Here is an 18246-nt window from a genome sequence, read left to right on the forward strand (position 1 = left end):
TTGATACCCATTCTCTTGAATGGGCATGCAACAGTGGGTTCAGCGCATTGCACGCAGGCCCAGCAGACCACGACGCTTGAACCACCACTCCAGCGGCAGCGTCACCAGCGGCGGGATCGCCGCCAGCAGTGCCAGGGCACTGGCCCACCACGGCCAGCGTAGCCGCACCGCCGCGAACAGAGTGACCGCCACATAGGCCAGGAAGGCCACGCCGTGCAGGGGCCCGAACAACTTGACCAGCGCAACGTTGGCCATCGGGCCGTACTTCATCCACATGCCGATGAGCAGGCCGGCCCAGGTCACGGCCTCGATGAAAGCGACCACCGCGAACAGGCGTCCAGTCGGGTGCATGGGGGAACGTTGGGTCACGCGGAGCTCCAGCATCGGGATATCAAATGCGAATGATACGCAGATGCGAACCCCATGTAGAGTCGAGCCGTGCTCGACTGCTGGAACGTGTCCACCAAGGTGGACACCTACCGGAGCGCGTGCGGCAGAACCTGCTCGCCGATCTCGCGCAGCACCGCGTCCATCGACCGCCCGTTGTCGACCAGGTTGAACATCACATGCGCCACGCCCTGCGCATGCACGCGCCGCAGATAGTCGCGCAGCCCATCGCGGCCGACCTTCAGGCCCAGCGGCAATGGCTCGGCGGGCGCCTGCGGATCCGCCTGCAGGTCCAGCTGCATCGACTGCACGAACGGCTTGCCTGCCCCGCCACGCTGCACCAGCGCCTGCTGCCACAGGCCGATGCGCCCTTCCTGCGCAACCTCCTCGCGGTGATAGGTGGCCCAGCCTTCGGCCTCACGCGCGATCCATTGCAGGCTCTGCCGCGCAGTACCCACCACCAGCATCGGAATGCGCGTTGCCGGCGCCGGCAGCACGTCGAAACCACCGGTCGCCTGCAGTACGGCGGTCCGCTCATCGGTCTCCGGTGACAGCGCTGCGCGCAACAACGTCCAACGCTCACGGAACGTCGCCGCCCTGCCCTCCAGATCCTCGCCGAACGCGGCAAATTCTTCCGGGCGGTCACCCGAACCCAGCCCGAGCACGAAGCGCCCGCCACTGATCCGATCCAGGCTCAGCGCCGACTTCGCCACCTGCAACGGCTGCCGCAGCGGCAGCACAATGGCTGCGCTGCCGACCACGATGCGCTCTGTCGCTGCAGCCAGCATGCCCAGCCACAGGAACGGGTCATCCAGCGCACTCGCTGTTGCATCCGGGCCCTGCGGCACCATCAATGGCACGTCGCGCGTCCATAGCGCGGCGAAGCCAAGATCATCGGCCAGCCGTGCGATGCGCCGCGCCTCGTCCGGGTCGGCCAGTCCATGCGCCGCAACCGGCGTCATCAGGCCCAGGCTCAGTCCTTGTTGAGGAAACAACGAAGCATGGGCGGGATTGAATTCACTCATGACGCCAGCTTAGCCTGCAGGTCTGCGGCAACGATGATGCGCCGCCCACTACAGGAAGAACACTGCATGCCAAGGATCCGCCCTGCCCACGCCGATGACCTGCCTGCGATCAGCGCGGTATGCCTGGCCGCGTTCAACGAGGCAGTGGCGCCGTCTCTCAGCGCGGCCGGCATCGCCGCCTTCGGCAGTGTCGCAGCAGCCGATGCGTTTGGTGCGCGCCTGCAGGGTGACAACCACATCCTGGTGGCCGAACAGGATGCGCGCGTAATCGGCATGGTCGAACTGAAGGAGGGCCGGCACCTGGCAATGCTGTTCGTCGATCCCGCGTGCCAGGGCCAAGGTATCGGCCATGCCTTGTTCGAAGCCGTGCTGCCGCAGGTACGCGAGCCGGTACTGACGGTGCGCGCCTCGCTCAACGCAGTGCCTACCTACCTGCGCTATGGCTTTGTGCTGGATGGGGAGGTCGGCGAGTTCAACGGGCTGGTGTACCAGCAGATGGTGCGGGCAGCGGCCTGAAGGCATCCGCCCGGCAATGCCCGGTGGGCGTCATGCCCTGCGGCACGCCTGTCATAAGCAAACTGAATCAGCAGGCTCCCCGGCGGTTCCTACAATGGCCTGTCACCCTGCCCTTCGAGATGCTGCCGATGCGCGTCGCGCTTTCCGTGTTGCTGCTGGCTTCGGCGCTGAGCGCCTGCACCCCGGCCCCGGTATCCACCGCCAACTCTGCCGAGGCACCCGCGCCGGCATCCGCCATCGCCTGGCGCCAGGGCGATGTGGACGATGCCTTCGCCGAAGCCGCCGACAGCGGCAAGCCGGTGCTGCTGTACTGGGGTGCGGTCTGGTGCCCGCCGTGCAACCAGCTCAAGGCGGGCCTGTTCAAGGACCCGGCCTTCATCGCGCTGACCAGCAAATTCGTTCCCGTCTACCTGGATGGCGACGAGGAAGGTGCGCAGGCCTGGGGCGAACGCTTCGGCGTACGCGGCTATCCGACCCTGATCGTGCTGGACCCACAGCGCAACGAAATCACCCGCGTGGCCGGTGGCAATGACGCCGCCGAACTGACCCGGGCCCTGACCGTCGCTGCAGGCCGCCGCAGTGCTGTTGCCGCCACCTTGGCCACCGCGCTGGCAACGCCGGACCGGCTGGCCGCCGAAGACTGGCAGGTGCTGGGCGACTATGGCTGGGAAGTGGACGCCAACCGCCTGGCCGGCGAGCGCAGGAGCCAGGATGTGCTGCGCCAGTTGTCCAGGGCGGCACCCGACGCCGCCCTGCAGCGCCGTTTCGCCCTGCTGGCTCTGGCTACAGCCGAAAAGCCCGATACCTCGCCCACCGAAGTGCGCGAGCTGCTGCAGGCCGTACTGGCACAACCGGCGGAAGTGCGCCGCAACCGTGAGTTGCTCGGCTATGCAGGTGTGCAGCTGGTCAAGCAGGCCAGTGCAGGCCCGGCCACGTCCAACACCCTGGGCCAGCAATTGCTGGTCGCACTGGAGCGCGCCGATGCCGAGCGCGGTGATCGCGCCGACGACGCGTTGTCGCGTGCGCTGACCGAAGTATCGCTGGCCCGCCAGCAGCAGCCGAAGGGCGCACTGCCCGCGGCGCTGGTCGAGCGGGTCAAGCAGCGCGTGGCCGCTGCCGATGCCACCGCCACCGATGCGCATGCACGCCAGGCCACGATCAGCAGCGCGGTGTACGCATTGCGCCAGGTAGGTGACGACGCGGGTGCCGAGGCGCTGTTGCTGGCCGAGCTGAAGCGCAGCGAGCAGCCGTACTACTACATGCCCGAACTGGCCGAACTGGCCGAGCAGCGCGGCGATACCGCCGGCGCGCTGGAGTGGCTGAAGCGCGCCTACGATGGTGCGCAGGGCCCGGCCACCCGCGTGCAGTGGGGCGTGCTGTACGTGGAAGGCCTGCTGAAGCTGGCGCCGGACGATGCACCACGCATCGAGCAGGCGACCGCGTCGCTGATCGCCGAGCTGGAGGCACAGCCGTCGGGTTACCACCAGCGCACCCGCCAGCGCTTCGAGCGACTTGCCGGGCAGTTGAAGGCGTGGAGCGGCAAGCACCAGGGTGCGGAGACGCTGGCACGGCTGCAGCAGCGGATGCAGCAGGCGTGCGGTGACCAGGTGGATGGCGCGTGCAAGGACTGGTTGAGTTGAGTTGATGAAAGCGCTGGCGGCGGGTTCGCCTGCCGGCGCTTTTGTTGATCCGTGTGGGAGGGGGTGGGGGCAGCGCATCAGCGCGCCGGTGAGGGTTCGGAAAGCGGGTTCTGGTAGTGCCGGCCGCTGGCCGGCAACCCGACCTTCGCTGAATGCCGGCCAGCGGCCGGCACTACCATGCCTCGGCCTTGACCTCTTGATCTCTTGACCTCAACCATTGTTGAGGTGCGATAACAGTCTCCCCACGGCCAGCCCTCTTGGCCTTCCCCACGGAGATTGCTTCGATGTCGTACTCGCTTCCCCCGCTCCCCTATGCCTATGACGCCCTCGAGCCGCACTTCGATGCGCGCACGATGGAAATCCATCACAGCAAGCACCACCAGACCTACGTCAACAACCTCAATGCCGCCATCGAGCAGGCCGGCATCGCCGAGCAGCCGGTCGAGGCGCTGATCGCCAACCTCGATGCAGTGCCCGAGGCGCAGCGTGGCGCAGTCCGCAACAACGGCGGTGGCCACGCCAACCACAGCCTGTTCTGGACCGTGCTCAGCGCCAACGGCGGCACGCCCGATGATGAGCTGGCCGCCGCCATCGGCCGCGATCTGGGTGGCTTCGATGCCTTCAAGGAGGCCTTCACCAAGGCCGCGCAGACCCGCTTCGGCAGTGGCTGGGCCTGGCTGACCAGCGATCGCGACGGCCGCCTGAAGGTTGAAAGCAGCGCCAACCAGGACAGCCCGTTGATGGGCGCTACGGTCGGCCTGTCCGGCAATACCCCGATCCTCGCACTGGATGTCTGGGAACACGCCTACTACCTGCACTACCAGAACCGCCGCCCGGACTACATCGGTGCGTTCTTCAACATCATCAACTGGGCCGAGGTCGGCCGGCGCTACCGCCAGGCCAGGGCCTCATGAGCGGCGAGACACTGCCGTACGCCGGGCCGTGGGCGGGGGTATTCCCCGCCCCGGCCCCGGTGCCGTCGGTCGAGATGCCGCCGCGCGCACTGCGGCGGCTGCTCGGCCACTTTCCTACCGGCGTGGCCATCGTCTGCGCACGCGATGCGCAGGGCAAGCCCATCGGCCTGACCATCAATTCGTTCGTGCCGGTGTCATTGCAGCCGCCACTGGTGCTGTGGAACCTGGCGTTGCACGCGCAGAGTCTTTCCACCTTCCAGCGCGCCACCCGCTTTGCGATCAGCGTGCTGGCGGCCGACCAGGAAGCACTGGCCCGGCGCTTTGCCGATCCGCAGGTACGCAACCGCTTCGACGGTCTGGCATTGCTGGATGACGACGAGGACGCCCCGCCACGCATCGCCGGTGCGGTAGCGCATCTCACCTGCACCCGCCATGCGCAGTGGCCGGTAGGCGATCACCTGCTGCTGGCCGGCCGCATCATCGAAGTGCACGAGAACGGCGGCGCGCCACTGCTGTTCCATCGCGGCCGCTTCCAGCCGGGACCGGCCGAGCTGCTGGTGGAGGTGCGCTGATGAACATCGAGGCTCTGGAATGCATGCTGGCCAGCGGCAAGGACGGCGCGCTGCTGCGCTTCGGCCTGGGCAAGGGCTGGCTGGATGCCGGCAACCCGGTGCGCGCAGCGACCCATCTGGGCCGTTGCGTGGTCCTTGATCCGCAGTATTCGGCAGCGTGGAAGCTGCTGGGCAAGGCCTGGCTGGCCAGTGGCCAGCCGCAGGCGGCGCGCGAAGCGTGGCAACGCGGTTTGAGCGTGGCCGGCAGCAAGGGCGACCAGCAGGCACGCAAGGAAATGCAGGTATTCCTGCGACGCCTGGACCGCGAGCAGGCGGATCTGGCGAAAGCGGGCTGAGTCGATCAGCCCGCGTTGGCCGATGCCGGTGCGGACATGATGTCCGACATCGGCAGGCGGCGCGGCTTGCTCGGGAACGCGTGGCGCAGGATGCGCCAGACCACCTGGCCGAACTGGCGCGGCAGCGAGCCGTTGTTGTAGTGCTGGCCGTAGCGGCGGCAGATGTCCTTCACTTCCTTGGCGATGGCCGCATAGCGGTTGGCCGGCAGGTCCGGGTAGAAGTGGTGCTCGATCTGGTGGCTGAGGTTGCCCGACAGCACGTTGATCAGGAAGCCGCCGCTGATGTTGGACGAACCGCGCAGCTGGCGCAGGTACCAGTGACCGCGCGACTCATTGCGTAGGCACTCCTTCGGGAAGGTTTCCGATTCAGCGGTGAAGTGGCCGCAGAAGATGATCACATAGGTCCAGATGTTGCGCAGGCCGTTGGCGACCAGGTTGCCCAGCATCACCGTGAGGAAGAACGGACCGGCCAGCAGCGGAAAGAACACGTAGTCCTTCAGAACCTGGCGCAGCATCTTGCGCGCCACCGGGCGGGTCTGCATCCACATCGCACGGCCACTGATGCGGCCCTTCAGCCAACGGCCCAGGCGCAGGTCCTGCGCGGCCACGCCCCACTGGAACAGCAGCGCGAAGATCGGCGCGATGATCGGCTGCAGCAGGTAGAACGGCTTCCAGCGCTGTTCCGGGAAGATGCGCAGCAGGCCGTAGCCGATGTCATCGTCCATGCCACGCACGTTGGTGTAGGTGTGGTGGCGGAAATTGTGGGTCTTGCGCCAGTTGTCGGCGGTGGCAACGATGTCCCACTCGTAGGTGTTGCCGTTGAGCTTGGGGTCGCCGGTCCAGTCGAACTGGCCGTGCATGACGTTGTGGCCCAGTTCCATGTTCTCCAGGATCTTCGACAGCGCCAGCAGCAGCGTGCCGGTGATCGCGGCCGGCCACAGCAGCGGCATCCAGAACAGTGGCGAGAACGCCGCCAGGAACAGCAGGCCACGGCCACCCACGCCGAACCAGCGCACGGCGGCGGCCACGCGGCGGATGTAGCGGGTATCGGAGGCGCCGAGGCTGCCGATCACACGGTCGCGGATCGCATCGAGTTCCTCACCGAAGGCATGCATCTCGGCGGTGCTCAGGGCACGGTCGGTAGCGCGGGTCATGGCAGACGTCCTCAGAGATCCAGGGTCAGGTCGGTGGTCGGTGCGCTCACGCAGATCCGCACCGGCTGTGCCGATTCGGACTGCAGGTCGCCGGTGCGCAGGTGGCGGGTGGCGCCACTGACGCGGTCACAGCTGCAGCTGTTGCAGATACCCATGCGGCAGCCGTGTTTGGGCTTGATGCCATGGGCTTCGAGGCTTTCCAGCAGCGAGCGGCCACGCGGTACGCTCAACTGTCGGCCACTGCGCGCAAGCGTCAGCGACACCTCACCTTCGCTGCTGGCATCGCGCAACGGCGCCGGCGGGGTGAAGGCTTCGGCCTGGAAGCCGGCCACCTGATGTGCCAGGCGTTCACGCGCGGCGGCAACGAAGCCGTCCGGGCCGCAGGCCAGCACATGGCGCTGCGCCAACGGCGTGTCATCGCCGGCCACCTGCAGATCATGGGTATCGATACGCGCGGCCGGCACCTCACCCTCGCGGGTGGTCAGCAGGTGTACGCGCAGGTTCGGATGCGCTGCGGCCAGCCCCTGCAGTTCATCACGGAACTGCAGATGGGCAGCGGTGCGCTCCCAGTAGAACAGGTCCACCGGCGCCGCCAGCGGGCGCTGGCAGGTGTCGCGCAGCAGGCTGCGCATCGGCGTGATGCCACTGCCGGCCGCCAGCAGCAGCACTGGCGCCGCGGCCGGCATATGGAATTCGCCGAAGGCGGCATCGAGGCGGAATAGTTCGCCCGGCTGCGCATGATTGACCAGATGCTGGCTGACCCGGCCGCCATCGACCGCCTTGACGGTGATCGCCAGCTCGCGCCGACCGAGTGCGGTGGGGCTGTAGCTGCGCTGCCACAGGCGCCCTTCAATCTCGACGCCGAGAGTGACGTGCTGGCCAGCGCGCATGCCGGCCCAGTGCCGGTTGGTGCGCAGGACCAGGGTCGCCGCGCCCTCGCCGGCCGGCTCGCGCCGGACCAGGCGGGCCACCGGCTCGCGCAGGGTCCACAGGGGATTGAGCTGGCCCGCCCAGAAATCGAACAGCGACGGCGAGACCCAGCGGTACGGAGAGAACAGGGACGGACGGACGACAGCGCTCATGGGCGCACTATACGGGCGCACATACACCTGTGTATACATGTGTATATTGAACCGGATTGGGTATGATTCAGCCTCGCCCCACCGGAACCCCCATGGCCGCCGCCACCGCCTTGTCGACGCCCGAAGATGCCAACAGCCCGGCCCGCCGTACGGTGAGCCGTGAGGATCTGCTGGCAGCCGCCCTGAAACTGATCGGGCCGCACCGCAGCCTGTCCACGCTCAGCCTGCGCGAAGTGGCGCGTGAGGCAGGCATCGCGCCGAACAGCTTCTACCGGCAGTTCCGCGACATGGACGAACTGGCCGTGGCGCTGATCGATGCGGCCGGCCGCTCGCTGCGCACCATCATCGGCGAGGCCCGGCAGCGCGCTACCTCCACCGCCACCAGCGTGGTGCGGGTCTCGGTGGAGACCTTCATGGAACAGCTGCGCGCCGACGACAAGCTGCTGCACGTGCTGCTGCGCGAGGGCGCGGTCGGCTCGGACGACTTCAAGCACGCGGTCGAACGCGAGCTGCACTATTTCGAGGAAGAGCTGCAGCACGACCTGGTGCGCCTGGCCGCACTGGATGGCGCCGTACTGCATGCCCCGGAACTGGTGGCCAAGGCCATCACCCGGCTGGTGTTCGCGATGGGTGCCACCGCCATGGACCTGCCACCGGAGAAGGATCCGGAGCTGGTCGAACAGATCTCCACGATGATCCGCATGATCATCGTCGGCGCCCGTACCCCCGCCGCGTTCCGCCGCGGCTGATCGAGGCCCCTGAGTCGGATCCCTTTCCAGAGGAAAGGGCTCTGACCCGCCCCAGCTCCATGAAGCCCGCCACGCAGCGCCACGGCGCCGATGAACTGTGGCCGCTGTCACGGATCTAGATTGCAGATGCGCAGCTTGAGCATCCTGCACGCGCCATTCACTGCGCTCTCACGCACGCTGAATTATTCAGACCACGCGCTCCATTCAGTTTGGTGAGTTATTGAACGGGGTTTGAATCCGGCAAGTGCCGCTGCAGTCGTTTCAGATTAATTGCATGGCCCAGGCAAGACCCGATCCGCACAGTGCCGCCTCCGGTCCTGCGGATGCAGGTCCACCCCAATAAGCTTCAAGGAGAAACACCCATGCGCATGATGCAGTTCACGCCGTCCACTTCTTTCACCTGCGCCCCGCTGGGGCTGGCAATTGCCACAAGCCTTTTGTTGGCCGCTACGCCAAACGCACAGGCCATTATCCTTGTTGGCAACGGCCAGACCGTGACCCTCAACCCAGGAGATCCACGCGAAGGGGACGCTGCACAGGTCTCGGGCGGTACGCTCATCGTCAACGGTGCCGCCATCGGAGAGATTCAGGCCGCCCACAGCAGCGGCAATCCGGCCCAGCTGCTGCTGAGCAATGCAACGGTAAACACGGCGGGGAGCACCGTGACCAACGGGCTCCGCAACAGCACGGCAATCATCCAGGATTCCACCATCAATGGCCGGTTCGCGCTTGCAACCGATGTCGGTGCCAACTCGCTCCCACGCAGCAAGTTGACCGCCATCCGCAGCAGTTTCGGCCGTTCGGGGCTGCTTGGGCTGGGCGCCAACGCGGGCGCCACACTGGAGTCGCAGGGAAGCACATTCCGCGGTACCAGTGGTATTTCCATCGGCGGTGCCGTGGTCAACCTGCGCGCAGGATCAACCGTCATCGGAGACACGTCGGGCCTCAACATCTCCTACAACTCGACCGCATCCGGACGTGCCGACAATCAGGCAACCTGGGGCGTCCTCATCGACGCCTCTCGCGTGGAGTCGGGTAGCGGCCCGGCCATCCTCGTCCGTCGCAGTGACATCAACGAGACTGTCCGCATCACCGCTCAGAACGGCGCCACGCTTACCGGCGGCAACGGCGTAATGATCGAAGCGCGCGACAACGCCCTGCTCGACTTCACCGCCCGCACCTCCACGCTCAACGGCGACATCACCATCGCCGATACAGCCACCGCAAAGATCAGCCTGCTCAACGGTCTCGACCTCACCGGCCGCATCCTCGGCCCGGCCGACGTCATCGTCGACCAGGGCGGTCGCTGGATGCTGTCCGGCGACAGCAACACCGGTAATCTCACTCTGGGTGCAGGCAGCGACATCCTGCTCGGGCCGGGTGAGTTCCGCCAGCTGACCGTCAACGGAAACTATGTCGGCCAGGGCGGCACGCTGCACTTCAATACGGTGATGGCCGCCGACGATGCGCCGACTTCGAAGGTGCACGTCACCGGCGATGCAAGCGGCAGCACCCGGATCGTGGTCAACAACATCAATGGCGCCGGTGCGCAGACCATCAACGGCATTCCGCTGGTGCAGGTCGATGGCACCTCCACCGCAACCTTCGCCATGCAGGGCCGCGCCATCGGCGGCATGTACGAGTATTTCCTGCGCAAGGGCACTCCGGGCGCGACCAACGGCAATTGGTACCTGACCTCGGCCTACACCGGCAATCCGTGCGACATCAATCCGGCGCTGCCGGAGTGCCAGGGCACTGGTCCGGTGGATCCGGTCGATCCTGTTGACCCGGTCGATCCTGTTGACCCGGTCGATCCTGTTGACCCGGTCGATCCGGTCGATCCGGTCGATCCGGTGGACCCGGTCAATCCCGTCGATCCGGTCCCCGTGCTGCGTCCGGAGCCGGGCGCGTACCTGGCCAACCAGGCCGCGGCCGTGCAGATGTTCCAGCTGCGCCGCCACGACCGCGGCGAGCCCGGCTTCGACCGCGCCCGCATCGGCACCTGGGTGCGCGCCGGGCGTGACCAGCTGCAGGCGAACGTGGCCGGCCAGGTTGACGCCCGTACCCACATCAACACCCTGCAGCTGGGCAGCGATGTCTGGCGCTGGGGCGATGGCCGTGGCCAGGTCGGCGTGATGCTGGGCACCGGCGAGGCGACCACGCAGGCGGTGTCGACGCTGAGCGGTTATGGCACCCGCGGCAAGGTCAAGGGCAAGTCGGCCGGTGTCTACCTGGGCTGGGTGCAGGATGCACAGAGCAGTGCCGGCCTGTATGTGGACGGCTGGCTGCAGGCGGCACGCTTCGACAACGAGGTGCAGGGCGAAGGCATCGCCCGCGAGACCTACGACTCCAGGACCCGCAGCGCATCGCTGGAAGCCGGATATGCCTGGGCCATCCGCAGCAGTGAGGCCAGCACGCTGTACCTGCAGCCGCAGGCGCAGCTGACCTGGACCGACTACGACGGCGACAGCCTGGTCGAAAACAATGGCACCACGGTCGAGGATGGTCGCGGCGGCGGCCTCAACAGCCGCCTCGGCGTACGCCTGTTTGGCCAGGGCACGCTGCAGGCCAACCGCGTGCAGCCGTTCCTGGCGGCGAACTGGCTGCGTGGCGAGCGCGATGAGGCCATGCGCTTCAACAGCGAGTCGCTGAGCGCGAAGACGCCGGAGAACCGCTACGAAGTGCAGGCCGGTGCCCAGCTTCAGCTGGGCCAGCGCTGGAGCGCATGGGGTGACCTGCGTGTACAGCGTGGCGACAGCGGCTATCGCAACCACGGTGCCCAGGTGGGCCTGCGCGCCGCCTGGTAAGCCCCTCGCCGCCCTGGGACCAGCCCAGGGCGGCGTTTCTCGATTTCCCTCGCACCTTGCCGGGCATGACATCCGGCAGGGTTCTGGCGCTCAATTGTAATGTTATAACACCGTCGTCCGCGATGTTCTGATCCTGCTTTCGGCTTCTTGATTGCACGGACTTATTTATATAGCCGTTGCTATATCTATGAGCCTCTGCTTTCATATGCGTCAGCCAGGTCGCCCTCGCCGCCTTTCCTCTCCCAAGGACGACGCCCTCATGCCCGTTTCCAGACCCCTTTCCCGCCGGCTGCCTCTGGCTGCCGCCATCGCCCTGACCCTGCCGCTGCCTGCGCTGGCAGCCACACCGAAGCCGACCGAGCTGGACCGTGTGCAGGTCAAGGTCAGCACTGCAACCCGCAGCGAACGCCTGCTGTCCGATGTCCCGATCCGCACAGAAGTGCTGCGCAAGGAAGACATCGCGCTGCGCGCGGCCACTGACTTCTCGCGTGCCGCAGAGCTGATCAACGGCCTGCGCGTGGAAAGCAACTGCCAGAACTGCAACACCAGCGAGGTACAGCTGCTGGGCCTGCCCGGCGCCTACAACCAGCTGTTGTTCGATGGCATCCCGCTGCTGTCCACGCTGGGCAGCGTGTACGGCCTGGAACAGATTCCGGCCGGGTTCGTCGACCGCATCGAAGTGGTCAAGGGCGGCGGCTCGGCGCTGTACGGCCCGGGCGCGGTGGCCGGTGTGATCAACCTGATCCCGCCGCTGCCGGCGCGCAGCGGTGGCCATGTGCAAGCCGGCGTGGATGTGCTGAAAGGCACGCCGCAGAAGAACGCCGATGTGCGCCTCGACCTGGTGGCCAAGGACGCCGATGCCGGTCTGTCGGTGATCGCCCAGCGCAACTGGAACAGCGGCATCGACTACAACGGTGACGGCTACACCGAGATCACCCGTAAGAACCTCAAGGTCGGCGGACTGCAGGCCTGGTATGCGCCCACACCGGGCACACGGCTGCGCCTGGACCTGCAACTGACCGATGAAACCCGCCGCGGCGGCAACCGCCTGGACCAGCCCGAGTACCTGGCCAACATCGCCGAATCGCTGGATACGAAGTACCGGCGCGGCAGCGTGTCGTGGGACCAGGAGATCAATGCCGACGTCGATTTCCGCCTGGCCTATGCCTTCGCCGACATCGACCGTGACAGCTTCTATGGCGGCCTGGGCGATGTGGTCACCGATCCGTCTGCGCCTGGCTATGACCCGTCGCAGCTGGATCCGAACGTAGCCGGCAGCGCCGCCTCACGCTCATGGCGCCAGTACGGCCGCACCCACAACCCGCTGCACTACATCGACAGTCAGTTGAACTGGCGGTTGGGTGCGCACGCGCTGGCCTTCGGCGTGCAGTACAAGCACGAGTCACTGCGCGACGACAACCGCACCGGTGACGGGCAGCGCCTGGCAGTGCTGGAGGATGCCACTTTCCACAACCTGGGCGCCTTCATCCAGGACGAGTGGAGCCTGCGCGACAACGTCGACCTGGTGCTGGGTGCGCGCGTGGACAAGAGCTCGGAGCTGGACAGCGCGGTGTTCTCGCCGCGCATCGCGCTGGCCTGGCAGGCCACGCCCAACCTGAAGTGGCGGGCAGGCGTTGCCACTGGCTTCCGTGCACCGGAAATCTTCGTCGAGGATGTGCATGTCGATACGCTGGGTGGCGAACAGGTGCGCGTGCGCAACACCGACGGCCTGAAGGAAGAGCGCGCGTTGACCACCCTGTTCGGCTTCGACTGGCGATCTGACCCGGCCAATCCGGTGTGGAGCTGGGATGCCACCGCCTCGTATGCGCGCATCCGCGACACCTTCGCACTGGGCGAGATCCAGCGCGGCGATGACGGACAGCTCAGTCAGCTGCGCTACAACGCGTCCGGTTCCAACGTGCTGGGGGCGGAAACCAACCTGGGCTGGCAGCCGTCGCCACAGTGGCGCCTGACCGCGGGTGCCTCGTGGTACCGCTCGCGCTTCCGCGAACCGCAGCGCATCTTCGACGACACCGGCGACGGCGGCGACACCGTGATCGAAAGCCGGGACTACCTGAAGACCCCACGCTGGACCGGCCTGGCCCAGCTCAGCTGGATGCCGGCCGAGCCGTGGGAGACCTTCGTCGCGCTGCGCCACACCGGGCCGATGTCGGTGCTGAACAACCGGCTGGGCGAACTGCACCGCACGCGTTCATTCCTGGTGACCGATCTGGGTGCGCGCTGGCACCGTCACCTGGGCGCGCAGGCGCAGCAGGAAGTGTCGGTGGCCGCAGGCGTCAAGAACGTGTTCGACCAGCGCCAGAAGGATCTGGAGGTGGGTGCGTTGCGTGACAGCGACTATGTCTATGGGCCGCGCTTCGCGCGCTCGTGGTACGTCAACCTGCGCTATGCGTTCTAAGCCGCTACGAGCGTTGTTGCTGGCCTGTGCCGTGCTGCTGGCCGCACCGGCGATGGCTGCGGACCTCCACGCGCAGGTCTCGGCCTCGCTGGTGCGGCCGGATCAGCGCTCGCTGCGGCCGATGCAGTGGTCATCGCCACCGAAGCTGGTGGCGTTGTACTTCGGCGCCGACTGGTGCGCGCCCTGCCATGCCTTCGTACCCACACTGCGCAGCGTGCGTGACGCATTGCGCGAGGCCGGCGCCGATACCGAAGTGGTGTACGTCAGCCTGGATGAGAGCGAGGCCGCGCTGCGCCGCTACATGCACGCGCAGGACATGCCGTGGCCGGTGCTGGACCCGCGCCGTGCCGCGCGCATGCCGGCACTGCAGGCGTTGGCTGGGCTGGCACCGCCGAATCTGGTGCTGATCGATGCCGACGGCAGGGTGCTGGCCAATGGCTGGCAAGGGCGCCGCTACGAAGGCCTGCAACCGGTGTTGAAGGAATGGGCGAAACACGCGTGCGCGCAGCAGCAGGCCCGATGTCCGCCTGGATTGTAGGGTCGCTCGAACAAAAGCAGATTCCGCAAGTAGATCCACGCCATGCGTGGATGCATTTGTAGAGTCGAGCCATGCTCGACTGATTCCATCACCGCGCGAACGGCAGCCGAGCATGGCTCGGCTCTACAGAACACCTGATTCCGCCACCACACGGACACCCGCCGGGCATGGCCCGGCGCTACCGTTACGGCGCCTCGCCCTCGGCCTTGCGCACGAACGCTTCGAACAGCGCCAGTGTCTGCTCGCTTACATGGTGCTCGATACCCTCGGCATCGCGCCGCGCGGTATCCGGGTCCACGCCCAGCGCCAGCAGGAAACGCTCCACGGTCTGATGGCGCTGGCGGCTGGCATGCGCCAGCGCCTCGCCTTCCGGGGTCAGGAACACGCCGCGGTACGGCCGCTGCACCACCCAGCCATCACGGGCCAGCCGCCGCAGCATCTTCGCCACGGTGGGCTGGGCTACGCCCAGCCGGGTGGCGATGTCGACCTGGCGGGCCTCGCCGCCGTCGGCCAGCAGGTCCGAGATCAGCTCGACATAGTCCTCCACCAGCTCCATCCGGTGCGCCTCGCGCACTTGCCGGAAGCTCTCGACCTGGCGCTCGGCCTCGATCAAGGGGGTGCTTTTCAGCGATGTCGAATCGTCGGTCTTGCCCACGCCTGCGCCTGTCCTTCCGGTTGTTCCGGTGTTGAACCTGAATTCTGGACCAGTAACGCGATAAAGACGATTGTTTCACATTGCTAATGACTATAGCAGGAGCTATATTCGGAGCCATGAACACCCTGGCACCCCGCGACCCTTCGGCCTCCACTGCGGCCAGCCTGGGTGCGCTCAACGCCTCGGTGGCGGTGCCCGACAAGGGCCATTGGTGGTTCCGCCTGCTGGCCTTCCTCGGCCCGGGCTACATGATCTCGGTCGGCTACATGGACCCGGGCAACTGGGCCACCGACCTCGCCGGCGGTTCGCGCTTCGGCTACCTGCTGCTGTCGGTCATCCTCATTTCCAACCTGATGGCGGTGATCCTGCAGGCGCTGTCGGCGCGGCTCGGCATCGCCACCGGCATGGACCTGGCCCAGGCCTGCCGCGCGCGTTACCCCAAGCCGGTGAACCTGGCGCTGTGGGCGCTGTGCGAGGCGGCGATCATCGCCTGCGACCTGGCCGAAGTGATCGGCACCGCGATCGCGCTGAAGCTGCTGTTCGACCTGCCGTTGCTGTGGGGCGCGGTGATCACCGCCCTGGACACGCTGCTGGTGCTGCTGCTGATGAACCGCGGTTTCCGTGCGCTGGAAGCCTTCGTGATCGCATTGCTGATGGTGATCTTCGCCTGCTTCATGGTGCAGATCGCGCTGGCCGCACCGCCGGTGATGGAAGTGCTGGGCGGTTTCATTCCGCGCGCGCAGGTGGTAACTGATCCGCACGCGCTGTACATCGCCATCGGCATCATTGGTGCCACGGTGATGCCGCACAATCTCTATCTGCACTCGTCCATCGTGCAGACCCGTGCCTACCCGCGCACCGATGAAGGCCGACGCAGCGCGCTGCGCTGGGCAGTGACCGACAGCACCCTTGCACTGACCCTGGCACTGTTCATCAACGCCAGCATCCTGATCCTGGCGGCGGCGGTGTTCCATGCCAATGGCCGATTTGATGTGGAAGACATCGAGCAGGCGCACCAGCTGCTGGCGCCCATGCTGGGCGTGGGCGCCGCTGCGACGCTGTTTGCAATTGCGCTGCTGGCCTCGGGCCTGAATTCAACGGTGACCGCCACGCTGGCCGGCCAGATCGTGATGGAAGGCTTCCTGCACCTGCGTCTGCCGCCGTGGCTGCGGCGGCTGATCACGCGGGCGCTGGCGATCATTCCGGTGGTGGTGGTGATCATGCTGTTCGGCGACCAGGGCGCGGTAAAGCTGCTGGTGCTGAGCCAGGTGGTGCTGTCGATGCAGTTGCCGTTCGCGATCATCCCGCTGGTGCGGATCGTGACCGACAAGGTGACGATGGGCGCGCTGGTGGCCCCGCGCTGGCTGGGCAGCATCGCCTGGGTGATCGCGCTGGTGATCGTGGCGTTGAACGTGAAGCTGCTGGTGGATACCTTCAGCGGCCAGTAGATCCACGCCATGCGTGGATGCCTTTGTAGAGTCGAGCCATGCTCGACTCATTCCATCACCGCGCGAACAGCAGTCGAGCATGGCTCGACTCTACAGATGCAGCGCAATGGCGGCCTCAATCTGCTGCGGCGACTGGAACCCGGCCAGGCGGGTGCGTTCGTCGCCGTCACGGAACAGGGACAGCGTCGGCGTCTGCCGCAACCCCAGTCCCCTGAAGAACGCTTCACCCAGCACTTCCAGCTGCACGCGCAGCAGGGTGATGCCCTGCCCTGCACTGCTGGTCGCCACGCGGTGCAGCGACATCTCCAGCATCCGGCACCCTGGGCACTGGTCCTTGTGGAAATCCACCAGCACCCTCGGATGTTCGGCCAGCAGCTGCTGGAACTGCTCAGGCGTGGTGGCGTCGATGATCTGCATCGGTGTTGCTCCAGTAATGGGCCAGGACCGCGTCGGTCCAGGCCTCGATGGCCGCGGCATGGCGAACGCCATGCGGCATCTGTTCGATCTCCAGCGGCGGGTAGTCGCTGTGGAAGTAGCGGATCAGCCGGTGCACGGCGCCGCAGTAGTACTCCTGCCCCCACTGCGTCTCGCCGGTACCGAACACCGCCAGCTGCCGTGGCCGCTCGCCGCGCTCGGCGATGCCGGCCACCCAGGCTTTCATCTCCGACGGCGTGCGGCCGGCGTTGTCGGTCCAGCAGCCCAGCAACACCAGGTCGGCCTCATCGGCGGCCAGAGGCGGTGCCTGGCGCAGGTCGTCGGCCTCCTGCCAGTGCACCGCATGGCCCGCTGCGCGGCAACGCTCCGCAATCTGCCGAGCGAGCTCGCGGGTGTTGCCGCTCAACGAGGCGACCACCAGCAGGATGCTCAGCGCTTCGCTGGGCTCAGAGGTCGTCGAAGCCGTTGTCGACGTTGGTCTTCTTGTAACTTGCATTGCGCATCTCGAAGAAGTCGGTCTTGGTTTCGGTGAAGTTGTCGGCGTAGGCCTTGATCCACGGCATCACGTTGTCGGTGGTGTCGCTGTACAGGCGCTCGATGCCGAGCATGCCGGCCATCTTGTTGGCGCGGTACTTCACGTAGCGCACCATCTCGTCCACGTCGATGCCATCGATGCCGTCCAGCACCTCCGACGACCACTGCGTCTCCAGCTCGATCGCATGCTCGAACGATTGGTGCACGTAGGCGGTCAGCTCGTTGGTCTGCAGCTCAGGGTTCTCGCCGATGATGGCGCGGATCAGCTCGCTGATGAACTTGGTATGCGCCAGCTCGTCGCGGTTGATGAAGCTGATGATCTTGCCGGTGCCGTTCATGCGGTTCTGCCGCACCATGTTGTAGAAGTAGGCGAAACCGGAATAGAAGTTGATGCCTTCCAGGATCGAGGACTGGATCAGCGACTTCAGCAGGGTCTCGGCGGTCTTCTCGCGCATGAAGTCGTCATACGCGCCCATGATCGGTGCGTTGCGCTTGATGATGGTCGGATGGGTGCGGGCGATCTCGAAGATGCGGTTCTGGTTCGGCAGGTCGGTGATCGAGGCCAGCACGTAGCTGTAGCTCTCGTTGTGGATCACTTCCTGCTGGCCGATGATCGCTGCATTGGCATGCGCGGCGGGATCGGTGATGTACTCGGCCACGTTGTAGATGAAGCGGGTCTGCGGTGAGTCGAGCGTGGCCAGCAGGCCGATGATGGAGTCGTAGGCGTTCTTTTCGCGTGCGTTGAGCTCGCCGTACTGGCGGGCATCGAGCTTCATGTCGACCTCGTCGGGAATCCAGAAGTTGGTCGACAGCTCCTTGTAGGCCCGATAGAACGACGGGTACGGAATGTCGTTCCAGTTGAGGATGCCGCTGGTGCGGCCGTTGATGATGCCGGTGCTGCGGTTGGGATGGCGCGGTTCGAGGATCTTGATGCGGTCGAGGGGGGTTGCCATGGGTTCCTGCCTTCGTTCTCTTTCTATCGTGTTGCCGGCCAGCGGCCGGCACTACCATGGATCGCGGGGTTGCCGGCCAGCGG

18 protein-coding genes are annotated in these 18246 nt (G+C 66.3%); 10 read left to right on the forward strand and 8 right to left on the reverse strand.

Annotated features, from left to right (window positions below):
• Positions 1-39: 39 nt before the first annotated feature.
• Both ACZK13_RS12205 and ACZK13_RS12210 read right to left on the reverse strand, forming a co-directional pair.
• Complete coding sequence (locus ACZK13_RS12205; protein WP_049462784.1) at positions 40-351, reverse strand: DUF3817 domain-containing protein; 312 nt, start codon at positions 349-351, stop codon at positions 40-42.
• Between the two features lie 125 nt (positions 352-476).
• Positions 477-1412: a TIGR03571 family LLM class oxidoreductase gene (locus ACZK13_RS12210; RefSeq protein WP_253145031.1), complete on the reverse strand. Its 936-nt coding sequence runs from the start codon at positions 1410-1412 to the stop codon at positions 477-479.
• Positions 1413-1478: 66 nt separating this feature from the next.
• Here ACZK13_RS12210 and ACZK13_RS12215 point away from each other — a divergent pair, with 66 nt between their 5' ends.
• From ACZK13_RS12215 to ACZK13_RS12235, 5 genes are all read left to right on the forward strand, one after another.
• The gene (locus ACZK13_RS12215) at positions 1479-1928 is read left to right on the forward strand and encodes a GNAT family N-acetyltransferase (protein WP_253145029.1); all 450 of its coding nucleotides are present in this window, start codon (positions 1479-1481) and stop codon (positions 1926-1928) included.
• A 119-nt stretch (positions 1929-2047) separates the two neighbouring features.
• Positions 2048-3568: a thioredoxin family protein gene (locus tag ACZK13_RS12220; protein ID WP_253145027.1), complete on the forward strand. Its 1521-nt coding sequence runs from the start codon at positions 2048-2050 to the stop codon at positions 3566-3568.
• 284 nt (positions 3569-3852) lie between these two features.
• The gene (locus ACZK13_RS12225) at positions 3853-4482 is read left to right on the forward strand and encodes a superoxide dismutase (RefSeq protein ID WP_049401323.1); all 630 of its coding nucleotides are present in this window, start codon (positions 3853-3855) and stop codon (positions 4480-4482) included.
• Positions 4479-5054 (forward strand): flavin reductase family protein, encoded by a 576-nt coding sequence (locus ACZK13_RS12230; protein ID WP_033833194.1) that lies wholly within the window; start codon positions 4479-4481, stop codon positions 5052-5054. Before ACZK13_RS12225 ends, ACZK13_RS12230 begins: the two co-directional genes overlap by 4 nt.
• Positions 5054-5389 (forward strand): tetratricopeptide repeat protein, encoded by a 336-nt coding sequence (locus tag ACZK13_RS12235; RefSeq protein ID WP_032129997.1) that lies wholly within the window; start codon positions 5054-5056, stop codon positions 5387-5389. Before ACZK13_RS12230 ends, ACZK13_RS12235 begins: the two co-directional genes overlap by 1 nt.
• A gap of 5 nt (positions 5390-5394) precedes the next feature.
• On the opposite strand, the gene ACZK13_RS12240 is transcribed toward ACZK13_RS12235, so the two are convergent.
• A complete protein-coding gene (locus ACZK13_RS12240; protein ID WP_088026244.1) occupies positions 5395-6543 on the reverse strand; it encodes a fatty acid desaturase family protein in 1149 nt (382 codons plus the stop codon).
• An 11-nt stretch (positions 6544-6554) separates the two neighbouring features.
• Positions 6555-7625 (reverse strand): ferredoxin reductase, encoded by a 1071-nt coding sequence (locus ACZK13_RS12245; RefSeq protein ID WP_253143733.1) that lies wholly within the window; start codon positions 7623-7625, stop codon positions 6555-6557.
• 92 nt (positions 7626-7717) lie between these two features.
• Between ACZK13_RS12245 and fabR the strand changes: the two genes are divergently transcribed.
• The 4 genes from fabR (at position 7718) to ACZK13_RS12265 (ending at position 14138) form a co-directional block, all read left to right on the forward strand.
• Entirely contained in the window at positions 7718-8374 is a 657-nt protein-coding gene (fabR, locus tag ACZK13_RS12250; RefSeq protein WP_005409961.1) for an HTH-type transcriptional repressor FabR, read from the forward strand.
• 440 nt (positions 8375-8814) lie between these two features.
• On the forward strand, positions 8815-11181 hold the full coding sequence (locus tag ACZK13_RS12255) for an autotransporter family protein (RefSeq protein ID WP_253143732.1): 2367 nt from the start codon (positions 8815-8817) through the stop codon (positions 11179-11181).
• Positions 11182-11440: 259 nt separating this feature from the next.
• Positions 11441-13600 carry a TonB-dependent receptor plug domain-containing protein gene (locus tag ACZK13_RS12260; RefSeq protein WP_253143731.1) on the forward strand — a complete coding sequence of 720 codons (2160 nt, stop codon included), beginning with the start codon at positions 11441-11443 and terminating at the stop codon, positions 13598-13600.
• Positions 13590-14138 (forward strand): thioredoxin-like domain-containing protein, encoded by a 549-nt coding sequence (locus ACZK13_RS12265; RefSeq protein ID WP_253143730.1) that lies wholly within the window; start codon positions 13590-13592, stop codon positions 14136-14138. The genes ACZK13_RS12260 and ACZK13_RS12265 overlap by 11 nt, the downstream gene beginning before the upstream one ends.
• A gap of 184 nt (positions 14139-14322) precedes the next feature.
• On the opposite strand, the gene mntR is transcribed toward ACZK13_RS12265, so the two are convergent.
• Entirely contained in the window at positions 14323-14793 is a 471-nt protein-coding gene (gene mntR, locus ACZK13_RS12270; RefSeq protein ID WP_006372477.1) for a manganese-binding transcriptional regulator MntR, read from the reverse strand.
• Between the two features lie 116 nt (positions 14794-14909).
• Here mntR and ACZK13_RS12275 point away from each other — a divergent pair, with 116 nt between their 5' ends.
• On the forward strand, positions 14910-16241 hold the full coding sequence (locus tag ACZK13_RS12275; protein ID WP_125894403.1) for an Nramp family divalent metal transporter: 1332 nt from the start codon (positions 14910-14912) through the stop codon (positions 16239-16241).
• A gap of 90 nt (positions 16242-16331) precedes the next feature.
• Here the strand turns inward: ACZK13_RS12275 and ACZK13_RS12280 are convergent, their stop codons facing one another.
• The 3 genes from ACZK13_RS12280 to ACZK13_RS12290 are packed head-to-tail and all read right to left on the reverse strand — an operon-like array spanning position 16332 to position 18163.
• Positions 16332-16658: a thioredoxin family protein gene (locus ACZK13_RS12280; protein ID WP_032130003.1), complete on the reverse strand. Its 327-nt coding sequence runs from the start codon at positions 16656-16658 to the stop codon at positions 16332-16334.
• Positions 16630-17097, reverse strand: coding sequence for a flavodoxin (locus tag ACZK13_RS12285; protein ID WP_430541952.1), 468 nt, complete (start codon positions 17095-17097; stop codon positions 16630-16632). The genes ACZK13_RS12280 and ACZK13_RS12285 overlap by 29 nt, the downstream gene beginning before the upstream one ends.
• Before the next feature lie 25 nt (positions 17098-17122).
• Positions 17123-18163 carry a ribonucleotide-diphosphate reductase subunit beta gene (locus tag ACZK13_RS12290; RefSeq protein WP_024957408.1) on the reverse strand — a complete coding sequence of 347 codons (1041 nt, stop codon included), beginning with the start codon at positions 18161-18163 and terminating at the stop codon, positions 17123-17125.
• Positions 18164-18246 lie beyond the last annotated feature (83 nt).

The organism is Stenotrophomonas sp. 99219_Sma, from assembly GCF_056480785.1.